Origin of the sequence: Pseudomonas sp. NPDC088885 (assembly GCF_044750025.1) — a bacterium.
GTDB classification, from domain to species: Bacteria; Pseudomonadota; Gammaproteobacteria; order Pseudomonadales; family Pseudomonadaceae; genus Aquipseudomonas; species Aquipseudomonas rustica.
The window spans coordinates 1,714-17,270 of record NZ_JBIVJB010000093.1 but is presented as its reverse complement, the minus strand read 5'-3'; the positions used below and the strand labels follow the sequence as shown (position 1 = coordinate 17,270).

Genomic DNA, 15,557 nt, shown 5'->3' with positions numbered 1-15,557 from the left:
GGTGACTGCGTTCTGACCGGTCGCAAGATCATCGTCGACAGCTACGGCGGCATGGCCCGTCACGGCGGCGGCGCGTTCTCCGGTAAAGATCCATCGAAGGTTGACCGTTCGGCTGCGTACGCTGGCCGTTACGTTGCCAAGAACATCGTCGCTGCCGGCCTGGCCGAGCGTTGCGAGATTCAGGTGTCCTACGCGATCGGCGTGGCTCAGCCTACTTCGATCTCGCTGAACACCTTCGGCACCGGCAAGATCAGCGACGACAAGATCGTCAAACTGGTGCGTGAAGTGTTCGACCTGCGTCCATACGCAATCACCACCATGCTCGACCTGCTGCACCCGATGTACCAGGAAACTGCAGCGTACGGCCACTTCGGTCGCACGCCAGAGACCAAGACCGTTGGCGAAGACACCTTCACCACGTTCACCTGGGAAAAAACCGACCGCGCCGACGCCCTGCGCGCTGCTGCTGGTCTGTAAGACTTTCCCCGGCGGTACAAAAAACCCCGCACGGTTCGCGCCGTGCGGGGCTTTTTTTTGTGCTTGAAACCCGTAGTTCAACTCAGAACGTTCAGGTCGATGCATATCCAACAAACCACTCGGTCAGTCCCCTCTCCCCCCGGGAGAGGGCTAGGGTGAGGGGCTCTTTTCATTGCACAGAAACAAGCCGTAAAACACCCACCCGGCAGAGTAAATATCTTCGCCTAACCTTCAAGCATTCCCCTCGAGCAAGGACGCTCACGATGCTTGCCACGCTGCGCCTGTTATTTATTGTCCTGCTGATGCCCGCAACATTCAGCGCCCACGCCACCTGCCCGAACTGGCCCGCGTCCCAAGCCCAACGCGAAATCACCACCCTGCAAAAACAGATCAACCAATGGGACGACGCCTACCACCGCGAAGGCCGTTCACTGATTGCCGACGAACTCTACGACCAATCCGTTGCGCAACTGAACGAATGGCGGGCGTGCTTCAACCTGCCCTCGCCAACTGATCCTTTGCGCACAGCCTCAGGCTCGGTTGCACACCCCATCGCCCATACCGGTCTGGATAAAATCCACAAAGATGAGGCCGTGGGTGCATGGCTAGGTAATCGCAAGGATGTCTGGGTTCAACCCAAAGTCGACGGTGTCGCCGTGACGCTGATTTATCGCGCGGGCGTTTTGCAACAAGCCATCAGCCGTGGCGACGGGGTTAGCGGGCAGGACTGGACAGCCTCAGCACAAAAGATCGGCGCCATCCCGCAACGCCTGTCACAACCCTTGGATTTGCTGGTGCAGGGCGAACTCTACTGGCGCTTGAACCAGCACGTGCAAGCTCAATCTGGCAGCGTTAACGCTCGCGCCACCGTCGCCGGCCTGATGGGGCGAAAATCTTTGGATGCGGAACAAGCTTCCGGGATTGGATTGTTCGTTTGGGACTGGCCCCAAGGCCCAGCGCAATTGCCCGAGCGAATCGCCACGTTGGCGACGCTGGGTTTCGCCACGATTGAACCGTACAGCCATCCCGTCACCGATTTTGATGCAGCGCAGAAATGGCGCGATCACTGGTATCGCTCGCCCCTACCCTTTGCTACTGATGGCGTGGTTCTGCGCCAAAGCCAACGCCCACCTGCCGAGCGCTGGCAGGCTCGCGCTCCTTATTGGGCAATTGCCTGGAAGTATCCTTTTGCTCAAGCGCTGGCCGAAGTGCGCAAGGTCAACTTCAAGATCGGGCGCACCGGGCGCATCACGCCGGTGCTCGAACTCAAACCCGTCATGCTCGATGACCGCGAAATCAAACGGGTCAGCGCCAGCTCGTTCAAACGCTGGCAAGACCTGGACATTCGCCCCGGCGATCAAGTGGCAATCAGCCTCGCCGGCCTGACGATTCCACGGCTCGATAGCGTTGTGCTGCGCGCCACCGAACGCACAGCCCTCAACATTCCCGTCGCCGATGACTTCCACGCGCTGAGCTGCTGGCAACCCACCCCCGGTTGCGAGAGCCAGTTTCTCGCGCGCTTGACCTGGCTCAGTGGCAAGCAAGGATTGGCGATGCAGAATGTCGGGCGCGGCACTTGGGAGAAACTTCTCGAAACACGCCGCGTGAACAACCTGCTGGATTGGTTGACCCTCGACGCGCCAGAGCTTGCTAACATTACCGGCTTCGGCGAGCGCAGCAGCGCGCGTTTGCTCAACAGTTTTAACAGCGCGCGCCAACGGCCGTTCACTCAATGGCTGAAAGCTTTGGGCATGCCGCCAACCGGTCAGGTACAACTGCCTGACTCGTGGCAGGCGCTGGCACAACGTGACACCGAACAATGGCAGGCAGAAGCCGGTATCGGCCCGGGGCGTGCGGCGCAATTGAGCGCATTCTTTCGCGACCCGCAAGTGCTGGCTCTGAGTGAAACCTTACACGCCGCCGCAATCGACGGTTTCTGAACACGCACCCCCCGCAGCCGGGAACCCAACGGCCGGCTCGGCGCTCCAACAGCGCAGTGCCCCACCGACCCGATTGCCTTTGCACATGGAGCTTTTATGAAATTTCTCGCACCGCTCGCCCTGCTGACGCTTTGCGGCATGATGGCCACCCCTGTAATGGCCGACGAAGACGCTCCGGGCCTGACCGGCTGCGCCGCCAAGAAGCAAGGCATCATGAACCAGATCGAACAGGCCAAATCCCGTGGCAATGCCGATCAGCAGGCAGGTCTGGAAACTGCACTGAATGAAGTGACCAAGAACTGCACCGACGCGGGCCTGAAAAAAGAGCGCGAAAATAAAGTGCTCGAAGCCAAACACGAAGTGAGCCAGCGCCAGGCGGATCTGGACAAGGCGATGAAGAAAGGCGATCCGGAAAAGATCAACAAACGCAAAGACAAACTCGCCGAGTCGCGTAAAGAACTGCAAGACGCGCTGGACGAAATCGACAAGTAATTGATGCCCTTGTGGCGAGGGGATTTATCCCCGTTCGGCGGCGAAGCCGTCGCAAATCCGGCTGGTCGGGTCTGACTGAAAAGCTCGGCTGTATGGTTTTGGGGCTGCTTCGCAGCCCAACGGGGATAAATCCCCTCGCCACAGGGTTACTCAGCAGTCTTGAAGATCAATGATCGCGAAACTGTTTATGGCAAGCGCTGCAGGCATCTTCAACTTTCTGCACCGCAGGCCCGAGGTTGCTGGCCTTATACGGCTGAACCTGGCTGGCGATTACCAATTCACCGGTGGCTGCTTCCAGCTTGCGGGCCATGTCCTGAAACTGCGCCTGTTTTTGCCAGACATCGTCCTTGGCGCTGGTGTGATCTTCTTCGCGCACCTGCGGGAAATGCTTCCACGGCTCATGGGACAGCGCATCGAGTTTGACCGCGCCTTCGGCAAATTTCGGCCCGTCGAACGGAATGCGTCCGCGCAACATGCCACCGAGGTCTTCGCCGGTTTTGAGCATTTGTTTGAAGATTGCCTTGCGTTGACCCAGTGGAGAGTTCGGATCGACACCGCCGCAGGCGGACAAGGTCAGACAGGCCAGCAATACAACAGAAATTCTTTTAAGAGTCATGGTGGCTTCAGGTCACGGAATCGGCGGCCAGTATCCCCGCGTCACCGACAAACACCAATAGCCCTATTAAAATTAAGGGTTGTCTGAACGCATGGAGCATTCGGGCGACCGGCACAGGAATTACTCCATGAACAGCCGCTTCAAGGCCTGGCGTCACCCACTGATCGCAACCCTTCCGCTGCTGGCGATCCTCGCCGGCTGCACCGGTGGCGAGACTGCCAAGCCGAAAACCCACGCACTGGCCACTTACTCCAGCGCCACGTGGGAAGCACTGCCGGTTGTGTCCGACAGCGATCTGGTGGCAGGTTTCGGTTCGTGGCGCAGCGCCTGCACCCGACTCAAGGCTGATACGGTCTGGGGCCCGACCTGCGCAGCAGCGGCCACTGTGCCGCAGAGCGCCGACGAGATTCGCGCGTTTCTCAAACAGAACCTCGATGTCTTCGGCCTGCGCGCTGAAAACGACAATCCCAACGGCTTGATCACCGGTTACTACGAACCGGTCTACCCCGGTAGCCTGACCCCGACCGACGTGGCAAATGTGCCGGTGTACGGCGTGCCCGAAGACATGATCATCGTCTCGCTCGACAGCATCTATCCGGAATTGAAGGGCAAACGCCTGCGCGGTCGTCTCGAAGGTCGAGTGCTCAAACCTTACGACGACGCCGCGACCATCGAAGCCAAAGGTGTGAAAGCCCCCGTGGTGGCTTACCTGACCGATCCAATGAACCTGCAATTCCTGCAAATTCAGGGTTCCGGGCGCATCCAGACTCAGGACGGCAAACAGCTGCGCATCGCCTATGCCGATCAGAACGGTCATCCGTACCGACCGATTGGTCGTTGGCTGGTCGAGCAAGGCGAGTTGAAGAAAGAAGACGTGACCATGAGCGCGATCAGCAATTGGGCCAAGGCCAACCCGTCGCGCATCCAGGAATTGCTGGGCAGCAACCCGAGCTATGTGTTCTTCACCCGTAACCCGGACAGCAACGAAGGCCCGCGCGGTTCGCTGAACGTACCGCTAACGGCTGGCTATAGCGCGGCGGTGGATCGCAAGGTGATTCCGTTGGGCAGTCTGTTGTGGCTGTCGACCACGCGCCCGGATGGCACCGCACTGGTTCGCCCGGTCGCGGCGCAGGACACCGGCGGCGCGATTGCTGGCGAGGTGCGTGCGGATCTGTTTTGGGGCACGGGTGATGCAGCCGGGCAACTGGCCGGGGACATGAAACAGCAGGGGCAAATCTGGATGCTCTGGCCAAAAGGCGCGCCGCTGCCGCAAGTGCCGCAGGTGGCTGATACAGAGAAGAAGTAAGCCCTGAGATTATCGATGGCTGTTAGATAGCCTTCGCGAGCAAGCCCGCTCCCACATGGATAGGTATTCCAACTGTGGGAGCGGGCTTGCTCGCGAAGAGGCCATCAGCCACACCCGATAATCAGACCGATACAAAGAAGAACGAAGCAATCAACCCCATCCCCACAAACCACACCAGCGAACGCAAGATCGCCCAGTCGGCCAGATAGCAAATGATGTACAGCAGGCGACTGGTGATAAACATCACCGCCAGCACATTCACTGTCACCAACTGCGCAGTCCCCACCAGATGCGCGACGAGCACCGCCGCGGCAAACGCCGGCATCACTTCAAAGCTGTTCAATTGCGCCGCATGCGCCCGCCGAGCCACACCATTCAGGCTTTCGAGAAAGTCGCGCGGATCGTGATTGTCACTCAGCCGGTAGCCACCGACAGCCTTGGCCACACCGGTGCAGACATACGGCAAAAATATCGCGATCAACACACACCACAGAGCCACCGTCATAACGCCGTCCTTTTTTCGAGTTATAGAATTCGCGGGCTGTCAGAACTTCATGATCAGCATGCCAATCAGCACCAGCCCACAGGCTAAGAGCCGCGGTCGGCCGAAAGGTTCTTTGAGGTAGCGCATACCGAACAGCACCACCAGGATCACGCTGATCTCACGCAACGCCGCCGCTTCGGCAATCGAGCCCAATTGCATTGCCCACAGCACCAGAGCGTAGCTGGCCAACACGCAGAAGCCCACCGCCAGACCGAGCTTCCATTGCTCGCGCCAGAACAGCATGAACGCCGGACGCTTGGCGACCCACGCCAGCAACGGAAACGGCCAGGCGCTGAGCAGCGTGACCCAGACCAGATAATCCAGCGGATGCGACCAGCGCCGCAGCGCCTGGCCATCGATGTAGGTGTAGCAACCGATGCACAAGCCGATCAGCGCCACCACGGGCAGCATCGACCACGGCAAGTGTTTGCCACCGCCGCCCTGCCAAAGCAGGCAGGCCATGCCCACCGGAATCAGCATGATCCCGAAGATCTGCTGGGTGGTGAGCACCTCACCGGCGAAGATCAGGGTCAGCGCCAGCACCACCAACGGCGACAGTCCGCGCATCAGTGGATAGACCAGCCCCAGATCGCCCACCCGATACGCCTGAATCAACAAATAGCGATAGAGCAGTTCAAACGCTGCCGAAGCGAGAATCCATGGCCAGATCTCCATGGGCGGCAGGCTCACAAACGGAAACGCGATGGCGACGACCAGCAGCGCCACGGTGTCCATGCATGCCACCACCAGCAGCCGCTCGGCGCTGAATTTGATCAACGTATTCCACGTCGCATGCAACAGCGCCGCCATCAATACCAAACCCGTCGCCAGCACCTTTCACCTCTTATTTTTATGAATCCCCGTGTAGGAGCTGCCGAAGGCTGCGATCTTTTGATCCTGATTTTTAAGAGCAAGATCAAAAGATCGCGGCCTGCGGCAGCTCCTACAGTGAAAATCGATAATTCGAATAGTCAGATTATTGATTCGCGATGTGTCAGCAGCTGTTTATACTGCAAGCGACCACGCCGCACTCAGTTGCGCACAGAAAAATTCCAATAATTCCCGCCTGCACCGCCTCTCTTCGAGAACGGTCGATGGCCTGCGTACGCCTGATCACAGCGTCAAGACTACCGACAGAGACCTTGCGCATGCCACTCGCTTTGCTTGCCCTCGCTGTTGCCGCATTCGGCATCGGCACCACTGAATTCGTCATCATGGGCCTGCTGCCCGACGTCGCCCGCGACCTCGCCGTGAGCATTCCCCACGCTGGTTTGTTGATCACCGGGTACGCGCTGGGCGTGGTTTTCGGCGCGCCGATCCTAGCGATCGGCACCGCCAACATGCCGCGCAAAGCGACGCTGCTGGGCATGACGCTGATGTTTATCCTCGGCAACATCCTCTGCGCCCTTGCCCCGAACTACGCGACGCTGATGGCTGCACGCGTGGTCACGGCGCTGTGCCACGGTGCGTTTTTCGGCATTGGCTCGGTGGTCGCCGCCGGGCTCGTTGCGCCGAACAAACGTGCGCAAGCAATTGCGATGATGTTCACCGGCCTGACTTTGGCCAACGTCCTCGGCGTGCCATTGGGCACAGCGCTCGGCCAGTACGCCGGGTGGCGATCGACGTTCTGGGCAGTGTCGGTAATCGGCGTCATCGCCGCCCTCGCGCAGTGGTTCTGGCTGCCGAAACACATCCCGATGGACAAGGCCAACCTCGCCAGCGAGTTCAAAGTGCTGGGTAAGGTCAATGTGCTGCTGGCACTGGGCATGAGTGTGCTGGCCTCGACCAGTCTGTTCAGCGTGTTCACCTACATCGCACCGATCCTGCAGGACATCACCGGCGTCAGCCCGCACGGCGTGACCGTGATGTTGCTGTTGTTCGGCGTGGGTTTGACCGGCGGCAGCATGCTCGGTGGACGTCTGGCGGACAGCCGTTTGCTGCCTTCACTGGTCGGCGTGGCATTGGCGGTTGTGGTGATTCTGGCGGCGTTTAGTCAGACCAGTCGTTCGGTGATACCGGCGGCGATCACGCTGGTGCTGTGGGGGATTTTTGCCTTTGCGCTGTGCCCGATTTTGCAGTTGCTGATTATTGATCAGGCGCATGAAGCACCGAATCTGGGTTCGACGCTGAACCAGAGTGCTTTCAACCTGGGTAACGCAGCGGGCGCGTGGATCGGCGGGCTGGTGGTGGCCAGCGGTGCGGATCTGGCGGATCTGCCGTGGACGGGGGCGCTGGTCGGCGGGTTGACGGTGCTGACGGCGCTTTTGTTTATTTACCTGCAACGTCGGGGGGCGGTTGCGGTCAATGTGTCCGGCTAGCCCTCACCCTGACCCTCTCCCGGAGGGAGAGGGGACTGACCGAGGTGAATGTCGAGCTACGCCGACCTGAAACTTCGAGTCGAACTCAGGATTTGAACTCGACCAAGATCGGCTCCCTCTCCCTCCGGGAGAGGGCTGGGGTGAGGGAAGCTTGTGCCTTCAGCCTCTGTCACCCCATCAAACCCTTGCGCCCAAGCATGGCCGCACCTCAAAAACCCCTCCATCCAAAGGACCCCGGATGCTTGAACTTGTCGCCGCTTTCATCTGCCTCACCACCCTCCTCACCTTCGTCAACTTCCGCTTCATCGGACTGCCGCCGACCATCGGCGTGATGGTCACCGCGCTGCTGTTCTCGCTGATCCTGCAAGGCCTGAGCGTACTCGGCTACCCCGGTCTTGAAGAACGCGTGCAGCAACTGATCGGCCAGATCGACTTCGGCGATCTGCTGATGAACTGGATGCTCTCGTTCCTGCTGTTCGCCGGCGCCTTGCACGTCAACCTCAACGACTTGCGCAGCTACCGCTGGCCGATTGGCCTGCTGGCGACCTTCGGTGTGTTGATCGCCACCACGGTGATCGGCAGCCTCGCCTTTTACATCTTTGCCCTGTTCGGCTGGCACGTGAGTTTCCTTTACTGCCTGCTGTTCGGCGCGCTGATTTCGCCGACCGACCCGATCGCGGTGCTCGGCGTGTTGCGTACCGCCAACGCCTCGAAACCACTGAAAACCACCATCGTCGGCGAGTCGCTGTTCAACGACGGCACGGCGGTTGTGGTGTTCACCGTGTTGCTCGGCATCGCCCAACTCGGCGAAACCCCGACCGTCAGCGCCACGGCCATGCTGTTCGTTCACGAAGCGATTGGCGGTGTGCTGTTCGGCGGGCTGATCGGTTACCTGGTCTATCGGATGATCAAAAGCATCGAGCAGCACCAGATCACCGTGATGCTGACGCTGGCGCTGGTCATCGGCGGTTCGGCGATGGCCACCGAGATTCATGTGTCAGCGCCGATCGCGATGGTGGTCGCCGGTCTGATCATCGGCAACGTCGGGCGCAATCTGGCGATGAACGAAATGACTCGTCGTTATCTCGACGGTTTCTGGGAATTGCTCGATGACATGCTCAACGCGCTGCTGTTCGCGCTGATCGGCATGGAGCTGTTGCTGCTGCCGTTCAACTGGTTGCACATGGCCGCGGCCGGTGTGTTGGCGGTGGCGATTCTGTTGTCGCGTCTGCTCACCGTCGCTCCGGCGATTCTGCTGCTACGGCGCTGGCGCACAGTGCCCGCCGGCACCATCCGCATTCTGACCTGGGGTGGTTTGCGCGGCGGTGTTTCGGTGGCACTGGCGCTGGCCCTGCCGCTGGGCCCGGAGCGCGATTTGCTGCTGAGCATCACCTACATCGTGGTGCTGTCGTCGATCCTGCTGCAGGGCCTGACCATCGGCAAACTGGTCAAACATGCGACGCGCAATGAGCCGAAAGCGGCGACTGAATCTGCGCACTGACGCATCACTGTGGCACCGTCTCGCGGGCAGTGCTCAGCACTGCCTCAACCTGCCCGGCAGCGTATAACAGATGACTGTCAGCTCTGAACGCGCCAATCATTTGCAGGCCAATGGGCAACGCCCCGGTCTTGCGGACGAGAGGAAGGTTGATTTGCGGCAAGCCAAACGCCATCCAGAACTTGCTGAAATCGGATGACCCCGTCGCGCCAAGCCCCAACGGCGCGACGATGCCGCAGCTCGCACCCAGCACCGCGTCGAACGGTTGGAATATCAGCTCCAACACCGCGGCTAACGTTGCCAGGCGCTTCTTCGCCGCTGACTCTTGCGCCCACGTCGTCAGACGGGCGCGCTCGATCATCGCCAGTAATTCCTCACTGAGTTGGTCAGGGGACGCTTGCAGCTCTTTGGCCAGTGATCGGGCGCCCTCGCAATCGTTGATCAACAGATGATCATCGAATACCGACGCAAACGCCTCAGGCAGCACTACCTCAATGACTTGATGGCCCGCCAGTCGCAAATCCTCAAGCGCGGCTTCCAATGCTGTGGCTACCTCTTCATCAACCTGATCCCAACGCGCCGTACGACAGAAGCCGAACGTGCAAACGCTCTGTTGATGAGCAAGCGTCGGGAGACCGGGGATCAAGACTTGCGCCATCAGCTCGAGATCGCGCACCGAGCGGCCATACCAACCCACCGTGTCGAAACTCGGCGCCAATGGCTTGACCCCTTCCAGCGAAACCAGCCCGTACGAAGGTTTGAACGCATACAGACCGCAGTAGGATGCTGGCTTGATCAACGACCCGGCGGTCTGCGTGCCCAACGCGAGCGGAAAAAAACCGGCCGCCATCCCCGCTGCCGAGCCGGCACTGGAGCTTCCGGGCGTTCTGTCGAGATCATGCGGATTGCGAGTTGGCCCGGTGTGCATGTAAGCGAATTCGGTGGTGTGGGTCTTGCCCATGATCACCGCCCCGGCCTGGCGCAGCAGTGCGACGACATGGGCATCACGCGAAGGACGATTGTCCTCATAGATCGGCGAGTAGAAACGGGTCGGATGATCCACGGTGTCATAGATGTCCTTGACCCCCACGGGCACACCCGCCAGCAAGCCTTTCGCGTGAGCGTTCTGCAGTTGGCGGGCCTGGCGGCGTACCTCTTCCGGGTCGAACGAAACAAACGCTTTTATGATGGGCTCGCGCGTATCGACGCATTCAAGAAAATGCTCGGCAACGGTCTCCGCATTCACAACAGCGGAGCGCACGCTTTCGGCAATGGCGGTGGCATCAGCCTGATCAAAATTGTGCATAAACACCCTGCAAGTCAGTGAAGCCCTTTATCTCAATGGGGTTCCCGGCAGGATCGCGAAAGAACATGGTTGCCTGCTCACCGGGCTCTCCGGGAAAACGAATGTGCGGATGAAGCACAAATTGCACCTGGCCTTCGATCAAGCGCTCCTTCAACGCAACCCAGTCCGACATCTCAAGGATCACGCCGAGATGGGGCATCGGCACGTCATGCTCGCCGACTTTCCCGGTGTTGCTGACCGCAAAGGGTTCGCCCAAGTGCAACGACAATTGATGGCCAAAAAAATCGAAATCGACCCACGTCTCGGTACTGCGACCTTCTTTACACCCCAGCAAACCTCCATAAAAATCGCGGGAAACCTGCAAATCGCGGACGTGCATAGCGAGATGAAAAATCGACTGCATAAAGAACTCCTGACGATCACCGGACGATGGAAACAGCGGAATGCTTGAAGACTGTGCGGTTTAGATCAAAAGAGATAGCCTGTAATTCTTACTGCTATCGAAAGCATTTCTTATGGATACGCGATATTTAAAGAGCCTGATCACCGTCGTCGAATGCGGCTCGATCGCCCATGCTGCGCGAATTGAAGGACTAACGGCCGCCGCAATCAGTCAGCGCATTCTCGCGCTCGAACGGCAGCTCGGTTTTGAGCTGTTATCCCGCGTCGGGCATGCCGCCAAGCCGAGTCAGGCCTGTCTCGGTTTGTTGCCCAGAGCCAGACGTATCGTTCGTGAAGTGGCCTTATTGGCGGGAGACGCTGACGGCGCGGGGCTGACCGGACAGTTGCGAATCGGCGCGATTTCCACGGTTCTGACTGGGCTGATGCCGGAAGCTTTGCGCGCGCTGACCGTTTCGGCGCCGGGCTTGACCCCGGTGATCGTGCCGGGAACATCGCGATCGCTGTATCAGGCACTTCTTTCAGGCGAGGTGGACGCGGCGATCCTCGTCGCTCCGCCGTTCGAAATGCCCAAAGCCCTGCAAGCGGTGTCCCTGCGCAAGGAGCCGCTGGTGTTTCTGTCGAAAGAAAAGTCCTCGATCAGCATTCCTGCGCAACTCATGAGCCAGCCTTACATCCGCTACGACCCGGACGCTTGGGGCGGACGCTACGCCGAGCAATATCTGGCGGATCAAGGATTGAAGCCGACACCGATGGTCGATCTGGATGCGCTGGAGACCATTGCCATGCTGGTGACGGGCGGCATGGGTGTGAGCCTCGTGCCCTATTGGTCCGGTTTTGAGCAATGGGGCCATCAATGCGCAGTGAGCCAGATTGGCAATGATCGCTATGACCGCGAGATCGCGCTGATCAGCCCGGCCCAGACCGATCGGCCAAACATGATCAGCGCTTTGTGCGCGGCACTTTCAACGACCACGCCTCATCGCTCGGAATCCTTCTTCGACTCGCCTTGATGCTCATCAGGGCCGCTGGATTTCGGCGTCCCGCTCTCACTGCGAATCTGCGCGTGGCTGATCAACGCGAAGATGAAACTGCCACCGATGATATTCCCCGCCAGCGTCGGCCCGGCGAAGACCATCCAGAAATCACTCCACGGCAATTCGCCGGCAAACACCAGGTACGAGACTTCCGCCGAACCGACGACGATGTGGGTGAAATCGCCAAGCGCCATCAGGTAGGTGATGAGGATGATGATCCACATCTTCGCGCTCTCCATAGACGGAATCATCCAGACCATGGTGGCGATCATCCAGCCGGACACGATGCCTTTGGCGAACATCTGGCTGGCGTGGTTTTCCATGACCTTGCGGCCAATTTCGAGGAAGGCGTGATCGGTCTTGGTGTCGAAGATCGGCAGTTCGAGCATCACGTACGCCACCAGTATCGTGCCGCAAAGGTTGCCGACCAGCACCACCGTCCACAGACGAATCAGCCGGCCGAAGTTTTGAAGGGTCGGCTTGGTCATCACCGGCAGCACGGCGGTCAGGGTATTTTCGGTGAACAGTTGCTGGCGGGCGAGGATCACCGCGAGGAAACCGGCGCAGTAGCCGAAACTGGCGATCACTTTGAATTCGTCACCGTCGGGCAGGCGCGAGTTGAGCAGGCCCATGCCCATCAGCGACAGGCCCATGGTCAACCCGGCCGCCAGCGCCGACCACCAGAGTGCGGCGATGCTGCGCTCCAGCTCCTGATCGCCTTGCGAGCGGATGATTTCATGCAGAACGGCCGCGCGGGGCGGCTGGTTTTTCTCGACTTCGTGCTGTTCTTTGGCCGAGAGATCGGGGGTCTTGCCGTCGGTAGGGGTGGTCATGGCGTGGGAACCGTGGGGGTGGTGTTTAGCTACGACTCCCGCGGCTCACGACTGTTCAGTGGCCAGATAAATCTTCGGTGACAGGACAACCGCTTTCGCGAGCAGGCTCGCTCCCACAGGTACAGCGTGATCCTTGTGGGAGCGAGCCTGCTCGCGAAGAAAGCGCCGCCGATATCACTCGCTGACTAACTCATCTTCCTGGAACTGGTCTTTCACATATTTGATTTCAGTGCGGCCGTGCGGCGCCGGCAAGCCGTCTTCGCCGAGGTTCACGAAAACCATCTTCTCAACGGTGAGAATGCTCTTGCGGGTGATCTTGTTGCGCACTTCGCAGGTCAGGGTGATCGAGGTGCGGCCGAACTCGGTGGCGGTGATGCCCAGTTCGATGATGTCGCCCTGACGCGAGGCGCTGACAAAGTTGATTTCGGAAATGTACTTGGTCACCACGCGCTGATTGCCCAACTGGACGATCGCGTAAATCGCCGCTTCTTCGTCGATCCAGCGCAACAGGCTGCCACCGAACAGGGTGCCGTTGGGGTTGAGGTCTTCGGGTTTTACCCATTTGCGGGTGTGGAAATTCATCTTCACTCCTGAGTGTCTTGCCGAATGATGGACGGTATCTTGGCAGACTGAGCGGTCATGCTCCATGCGGCTTCGACTATGGTCGCCATTAGCGATCTTCATTTGGCCGACAGAAACCCTTTGGAAGATCAGTCTAGACGGCTATAATCGCCACCGTTTCAAAACGGTCATCTTCACTTGATACCGTTTTCCCGCCACCTGTCCGAGGGGCGCTGCAGCAGGTTCAACCTGTCAGGCTCGGATGGGGCGTTGACCGGCCTGAGGCTGGACACTAAACGCACAACGGCGCCCATTCGCATACATTACGAATGGAGGCTCTTCATGAGCGCTGTTATCACGCCTGCAGATTTTAACGATTACAAAGTTGCCGACATGTCCCTGGCTGCCTGGGGCCGTCGCGAAACCATCATCGCCGAATCGGAAATGCCGGCTCTGATGGGTCTGCGTCGCAAGTACTCCGGCGAACAGCCGTTGAAAGGCGCCAAGATCCTCGGCTGCATCCACATGACCATTCAGACTGCCGTGCTGATCGAAACCCTGGTTGCCCTGGGTGCCGAAGTACGTTGGTCGTCGTGCAACATTTTCTCCACTCAGGATCAGGCTGCTGCCGCTATCGCTGCTGCCGGCATCCCGGTTTTCGCCTGGAAAGGCGAAACTGAAGAAGAGTACGAGTGGTGCCTGGAACAAACCATCCTCAAGGATGGCCAGCCATGGGACGCCAACATGATCCTCGACGACGGCGGCGACCTGACTCAGCTGCTGCACGACAAGTACCCACAAGTACTGGATCGCGTTCACGGCGTGACCGAAGAAACCACCACCGGCGTACACCGTCTGCTGGACATGCTGGCCAAGGGCGAGCTGAAAATCCCGGCCATCAACGTCAACGACTCGGTGACCAAGTCCAAGAACGACAACAAGTACGGCTGCCGTCACAGCCTGAACGATGCGATCAAGCGTGGTACTGACCACCTGCTGTCCGGTAAGCAAGCGCTGGTCATCGGTTACGGTGACGTGGGCAAGGGCTCCGCTCAGTCCCTGCGTCAGGAAGGCATGATCGTTAAAGTCTCCGAAGTTGACCCGATCTGCGCCATGCAAGCGTGCATGGACGGTTTCGAACTGGTGTCGCCGTTCATCGACGGTATCAACGACGGTTCCGAAGCCAGCATCGACAAAGCACTGCTGGGCAAGATCGACCTGATCGTGACCACTACCGGTAACGTCAATGTCTGCGACTCGAACATGCTCAAAGCTCTGAAGAAGCGCGCCGTTGTCTGCAACATCGGTCACTTCGACAACGAAATCGACACCGCTTTCATGCGCAAGAACTGGGCATGGGAAGAAGTGAAGCCACAGGTACACAAGATTCACCGTACCGGCCCGGGCGCTTTCGACGCGCAGAACGACGACTACCTGATCCTGCTGGCCGAAGGTCGTCTGGTAAACCTGGGTAACGCGACTGGCCACCCAAGCCGCATCATGGACGGTTCGTTCGCCAACCAGGTTCTGGCGCAGATCTTCCTGTTCGACCAGAAGTACGCCGACCTGTCGCCAGCCCAGAAAGCCGAGCGCCTGACCGTTGAAGTACTGCCGAAGAAACTCGACGAAGAAGTGGCCCTGGAAATGGTTCGCGGCTTCGGCGGCGTGGTCACCCAACTGACCAAGCAACAGGCTGACTACATCGGCGTGACCGTCGAAGGCCCGTTCAAGCCGCACGCTTACCGCTACTGATTGGCTGAGCGTCGACGCGGTGTGCCTGGCGCACCGCGTTGCCTGACTGGCGCTGCTGACCGCTCTGTGTAGGAGCTGCCGCAGGCTGCGATCTTTTGATCCGCAAAGATCGCAGCCTGCGGCAGCTCCTACAGGGTGCAGCGTCCGGCTTACGTGTTTCCAAGGGTATGACCATGTCCCAAGACCGTCGCTACAGCTTCGAGTTCTTCCCGACCAAGACCGATGCTGGGCATGAAAAACTGCTCGCCACTGCCCGTCAGTTGGCCACTTACAACCCTGATTTCTTTTCCTGCACCTATGGCGCTGGTGGTTCGACCCGTGATCGCACCCTCAACACCGTTCTGCAACTGGAAAGCGAAGTCAAAGTACCGGCCGCACCGCACCTGTCGTGCGTCGGCGACAGCAAGGACGACCTGCGCGGCCTGCTGAACGAGTACAAGGCTGCCGGCATCAAGCGCATCGTTGCCCTGCGCGGTGA

Annotated in this window: 16 protein-coding genes and 1 riboswitch; of the genes, 9 read left to right on the top strand and 7 right to left on the bottom strand. The window is 59.4% G+C overall.

The window, feature by feature from the left end; genetic code table 11:
- The 3 genes from ACIP1X_RS23965 to ACIP1X_RS23955 all read left to right on the top strand — a co-directional run.
- Window positions 1-477, top strand: a 477-nt coding sequence (locus ACIP1X_RS23965; protein ID WP_400755449.1) for a methionine adenosyltransferase domain-containing protein, incomplete at its 5' end; no start/stop codon positions are given.
- Between the two features lie 263 nt (window positions 478-740).
- Window positions 741-2,417, top strand: a complete 1,677-nt coding sequence (ligB, locus tag ACIP1X_RS23960; protein ID WP_400755448.1) for an NAD-dependent DNA ligase LigB — start codon at window positions 741-743, stop codon at window positions 2,415-2,417.
- Window positions 2,418-2,513: 96 nt separating this feature from the next.
- Window positions 2,514-2,909, top strand: coding sequence for a DUF1090 domain-containing protein (locus ACIP1X_RS23955; protein WP_400755446.1), 396 nt, complete (start codon window positions 2,514-2,516; stop codon window positions 2,907-2,909).
- Between the two features lie 166 nt (window positions 2,910-3,075).
- Here ACIP1X_RS23955 and ACIP1X_RS23950 read toward each other — a convergent pair whose 3' ends face one another.
- Window positions 3,076-3,525: a c-type cytochrome gene (locus ACIP1X_RS23950; protein ID WP_400755444.1), complete on the bottom strand. Its 450-nt coding sequence runs from the start codon at window positions 3,523-3,525 to the stop codon at window positions 3,076-3,078.
- Between the two features lie 127 nt (window positions 3,526-3,652).
- Here ACIP1X_RS23950 and ACIP1X_RS23945 point away from each other — a divergent pair, with 127 nt between their 5' ends.
- Window positions 3,653-4,831: a murein transglycosylase A gene (locus ACIP1X_RS23945; protein WP_400755443.1), complete on the top strand. Its 1,179-nt coding sequence runs from the start codon at window positions 3,653-3,655 to the stop codon at window positions 4,829-4,831.
- Between the two features lie 121 nt (window positions 4,832-4,952).
- Here ACIP1X_RS23945 and ACIP1X_RS23940 read toward each other — a convergent pair whose 3' ends face one another.
- Both ACIP1X_RS23940 and ACIP1X_RS23935 read right to left on the bottom strand, forming a co-directional pair.
- A complete protein-coding gene (locus tag ACIP1X_RS23940) occupies window positions 4,953-5,336 on the bottom strand; it encodes an MAPEG family protein (RefSeq protein WP_053124636.1) in 384 nt (127 codons plus the stop codon).
- Window positions 5,337-5,375: 39 nt separating this feature from the next.
- Window positions 5,376-6,209, bottom strand: a complete 834-nt coding sequence (locus tag ACIP1X_RS23935; protein WP_212550135.1) for an EamA family transporter — start codon at window positions 6,207-6,209, stop codon at window positions 5,376-5,378.
- Between the two features lie 314 nt (window positions 6,210-6,523).
- Between ACIP1X_RS23935 and ACIP1X_RS23930 the strand changes: the two genes are divergently transcribed.
- Together ACIP1X_RS23930 and ACIP1X_RS23925 are read left to right on the top strand one after the other, a co-directional pair.
- On the top strand, window positions 6,524-7,693 hold the full coding sequence (locus ACIP1X_RS23930) for an MFS transporter (protein ID WP_053124641.1): 1,170 nt from the start codon (window positions 6,524-6,526) through the stop codon (window positions 7,691-7,693).
- A 238-nt stretch (window positions 7,694-7,931) separates the two neighbouring features.
- Window positions 7,932-9,194 carry a sodium:proton antiporter gene (locus ACIP1X_RS23925; RefSeq protein ID WP_159811860.1) on the top strand — a complete coding sequence of 421 codons (1,263 nt, stop codon included), beginning with the start codon at window positions 7,932-7,934 and terminating at the stop codon, window positions 9,192-9,194.
- Between the two features lie 4 nt (window positions 9,195-9,198).
- Here the strand turns inward: ACIP1X_RS23925 and ACIP1X_RS23920 are convergent, their stop codons facing one another.
- Both ACIP1X_RS23920 and ACIP1X_RS23915 read right to left on the bottom strand, forming a co-directional pair.
- Window positions 9,199-10,497: an amidase gene (locus ACIP1X_RS23920; protein WP_400755440.1), complete on the bottom strand. Its 1,299-nt coding sequence runs from the start codon at window positions 10,495-10,497 to the stop codon at window positions 9,199-9,201.
- Entirely contained in the window at window positions 10,484-10,900 is a 417-nt protein-coding gene (locus ACIP1X_RS23915) for a VOC family protein (protein WP_400755438.1), read from the bottom strand. Before ACIP1X_RS23915 ends, ACIP1X_RS23920 begins: the two co-directional genes overlap by 14 nt.
- A 112-nt stretch (window positions 10,901-11,012) precedes the next feature.
- Between ACIP1X_RS23915 and ACIP1X_RS23910 the strand changes: the two genes are divergently transcribed.
- A complete protein-coding gene (locus ACIP1X_RS23910) occupies window positions 11,013-11,909 on the top strand; it encodes a LysR substrate-binding domain-containing protein (RefSeq protein ID WP_400755436.1) in 897 nt (298 codons plus the stop codon).
- Here the strand turns inward: ACIP1X_RS23910 and ACIP1X_RS23905 are convergent.
- Entirely contained in the window at window positions 11,876-12,766 is an 891-nt protein-coding gene (locus ACIP1X_RS23905) for a formate/nitrite transporter family protein (RefSeq protein WP_400755434.1), read from the bottom strand. The genes ACIP1X_RS23910 and ACIP1X_RS23905 overlap by 34 nt on opposite strands.
- A 174-nt stretch (window positions 12,767-12,940) precedes the next feature.
- Complete coding sequence (locus tag ACIP1X_RS23900) at window positions 12,941-13,348, bottom strand: acyl-CoA thioesterase (protein WP_007913723.1); 408 nt, start codon at window positions 13,346-13,348, stop codon at window positions 12,941-12,943.
- 198 nt (window positions 13,349-13,546) lie between these two features.
- A riboswitch (S-adenosyl-L-homocysteine riboswitch) is annotated at window positions 13,547-13,646 on the top strand.
- Between the two features lie 23 nt (window positions 13,647-13,669).
- Between ACIP1X_RS23900 and ahcY the strand changes: the two genes are divergently transcribed.
- The gene (gene ahcY / locus ACIP1X_RS23895; RefSeq protein WP_400755432.1) at window positions 13,670-15,079 is read left to right on the top strand and encodes an adenosylhomocysteinase; all 1,410 of its coding nucleotides are present in this window, start codon (window positions 13,670-13,672) and stop codon (window positions 15,077-15,079) included.
- Window positions 15,080-15,252: 173 nt separating this feature from the next.
- Window positions 15,253-15,557 (top strand): methylenetetrahydrofolate reductase (locus ACIP1X_RS23890; RefSeq protein ID WP_400755431.1); only part of this gene is annotated, 305 nt, incomplete at its 3' end.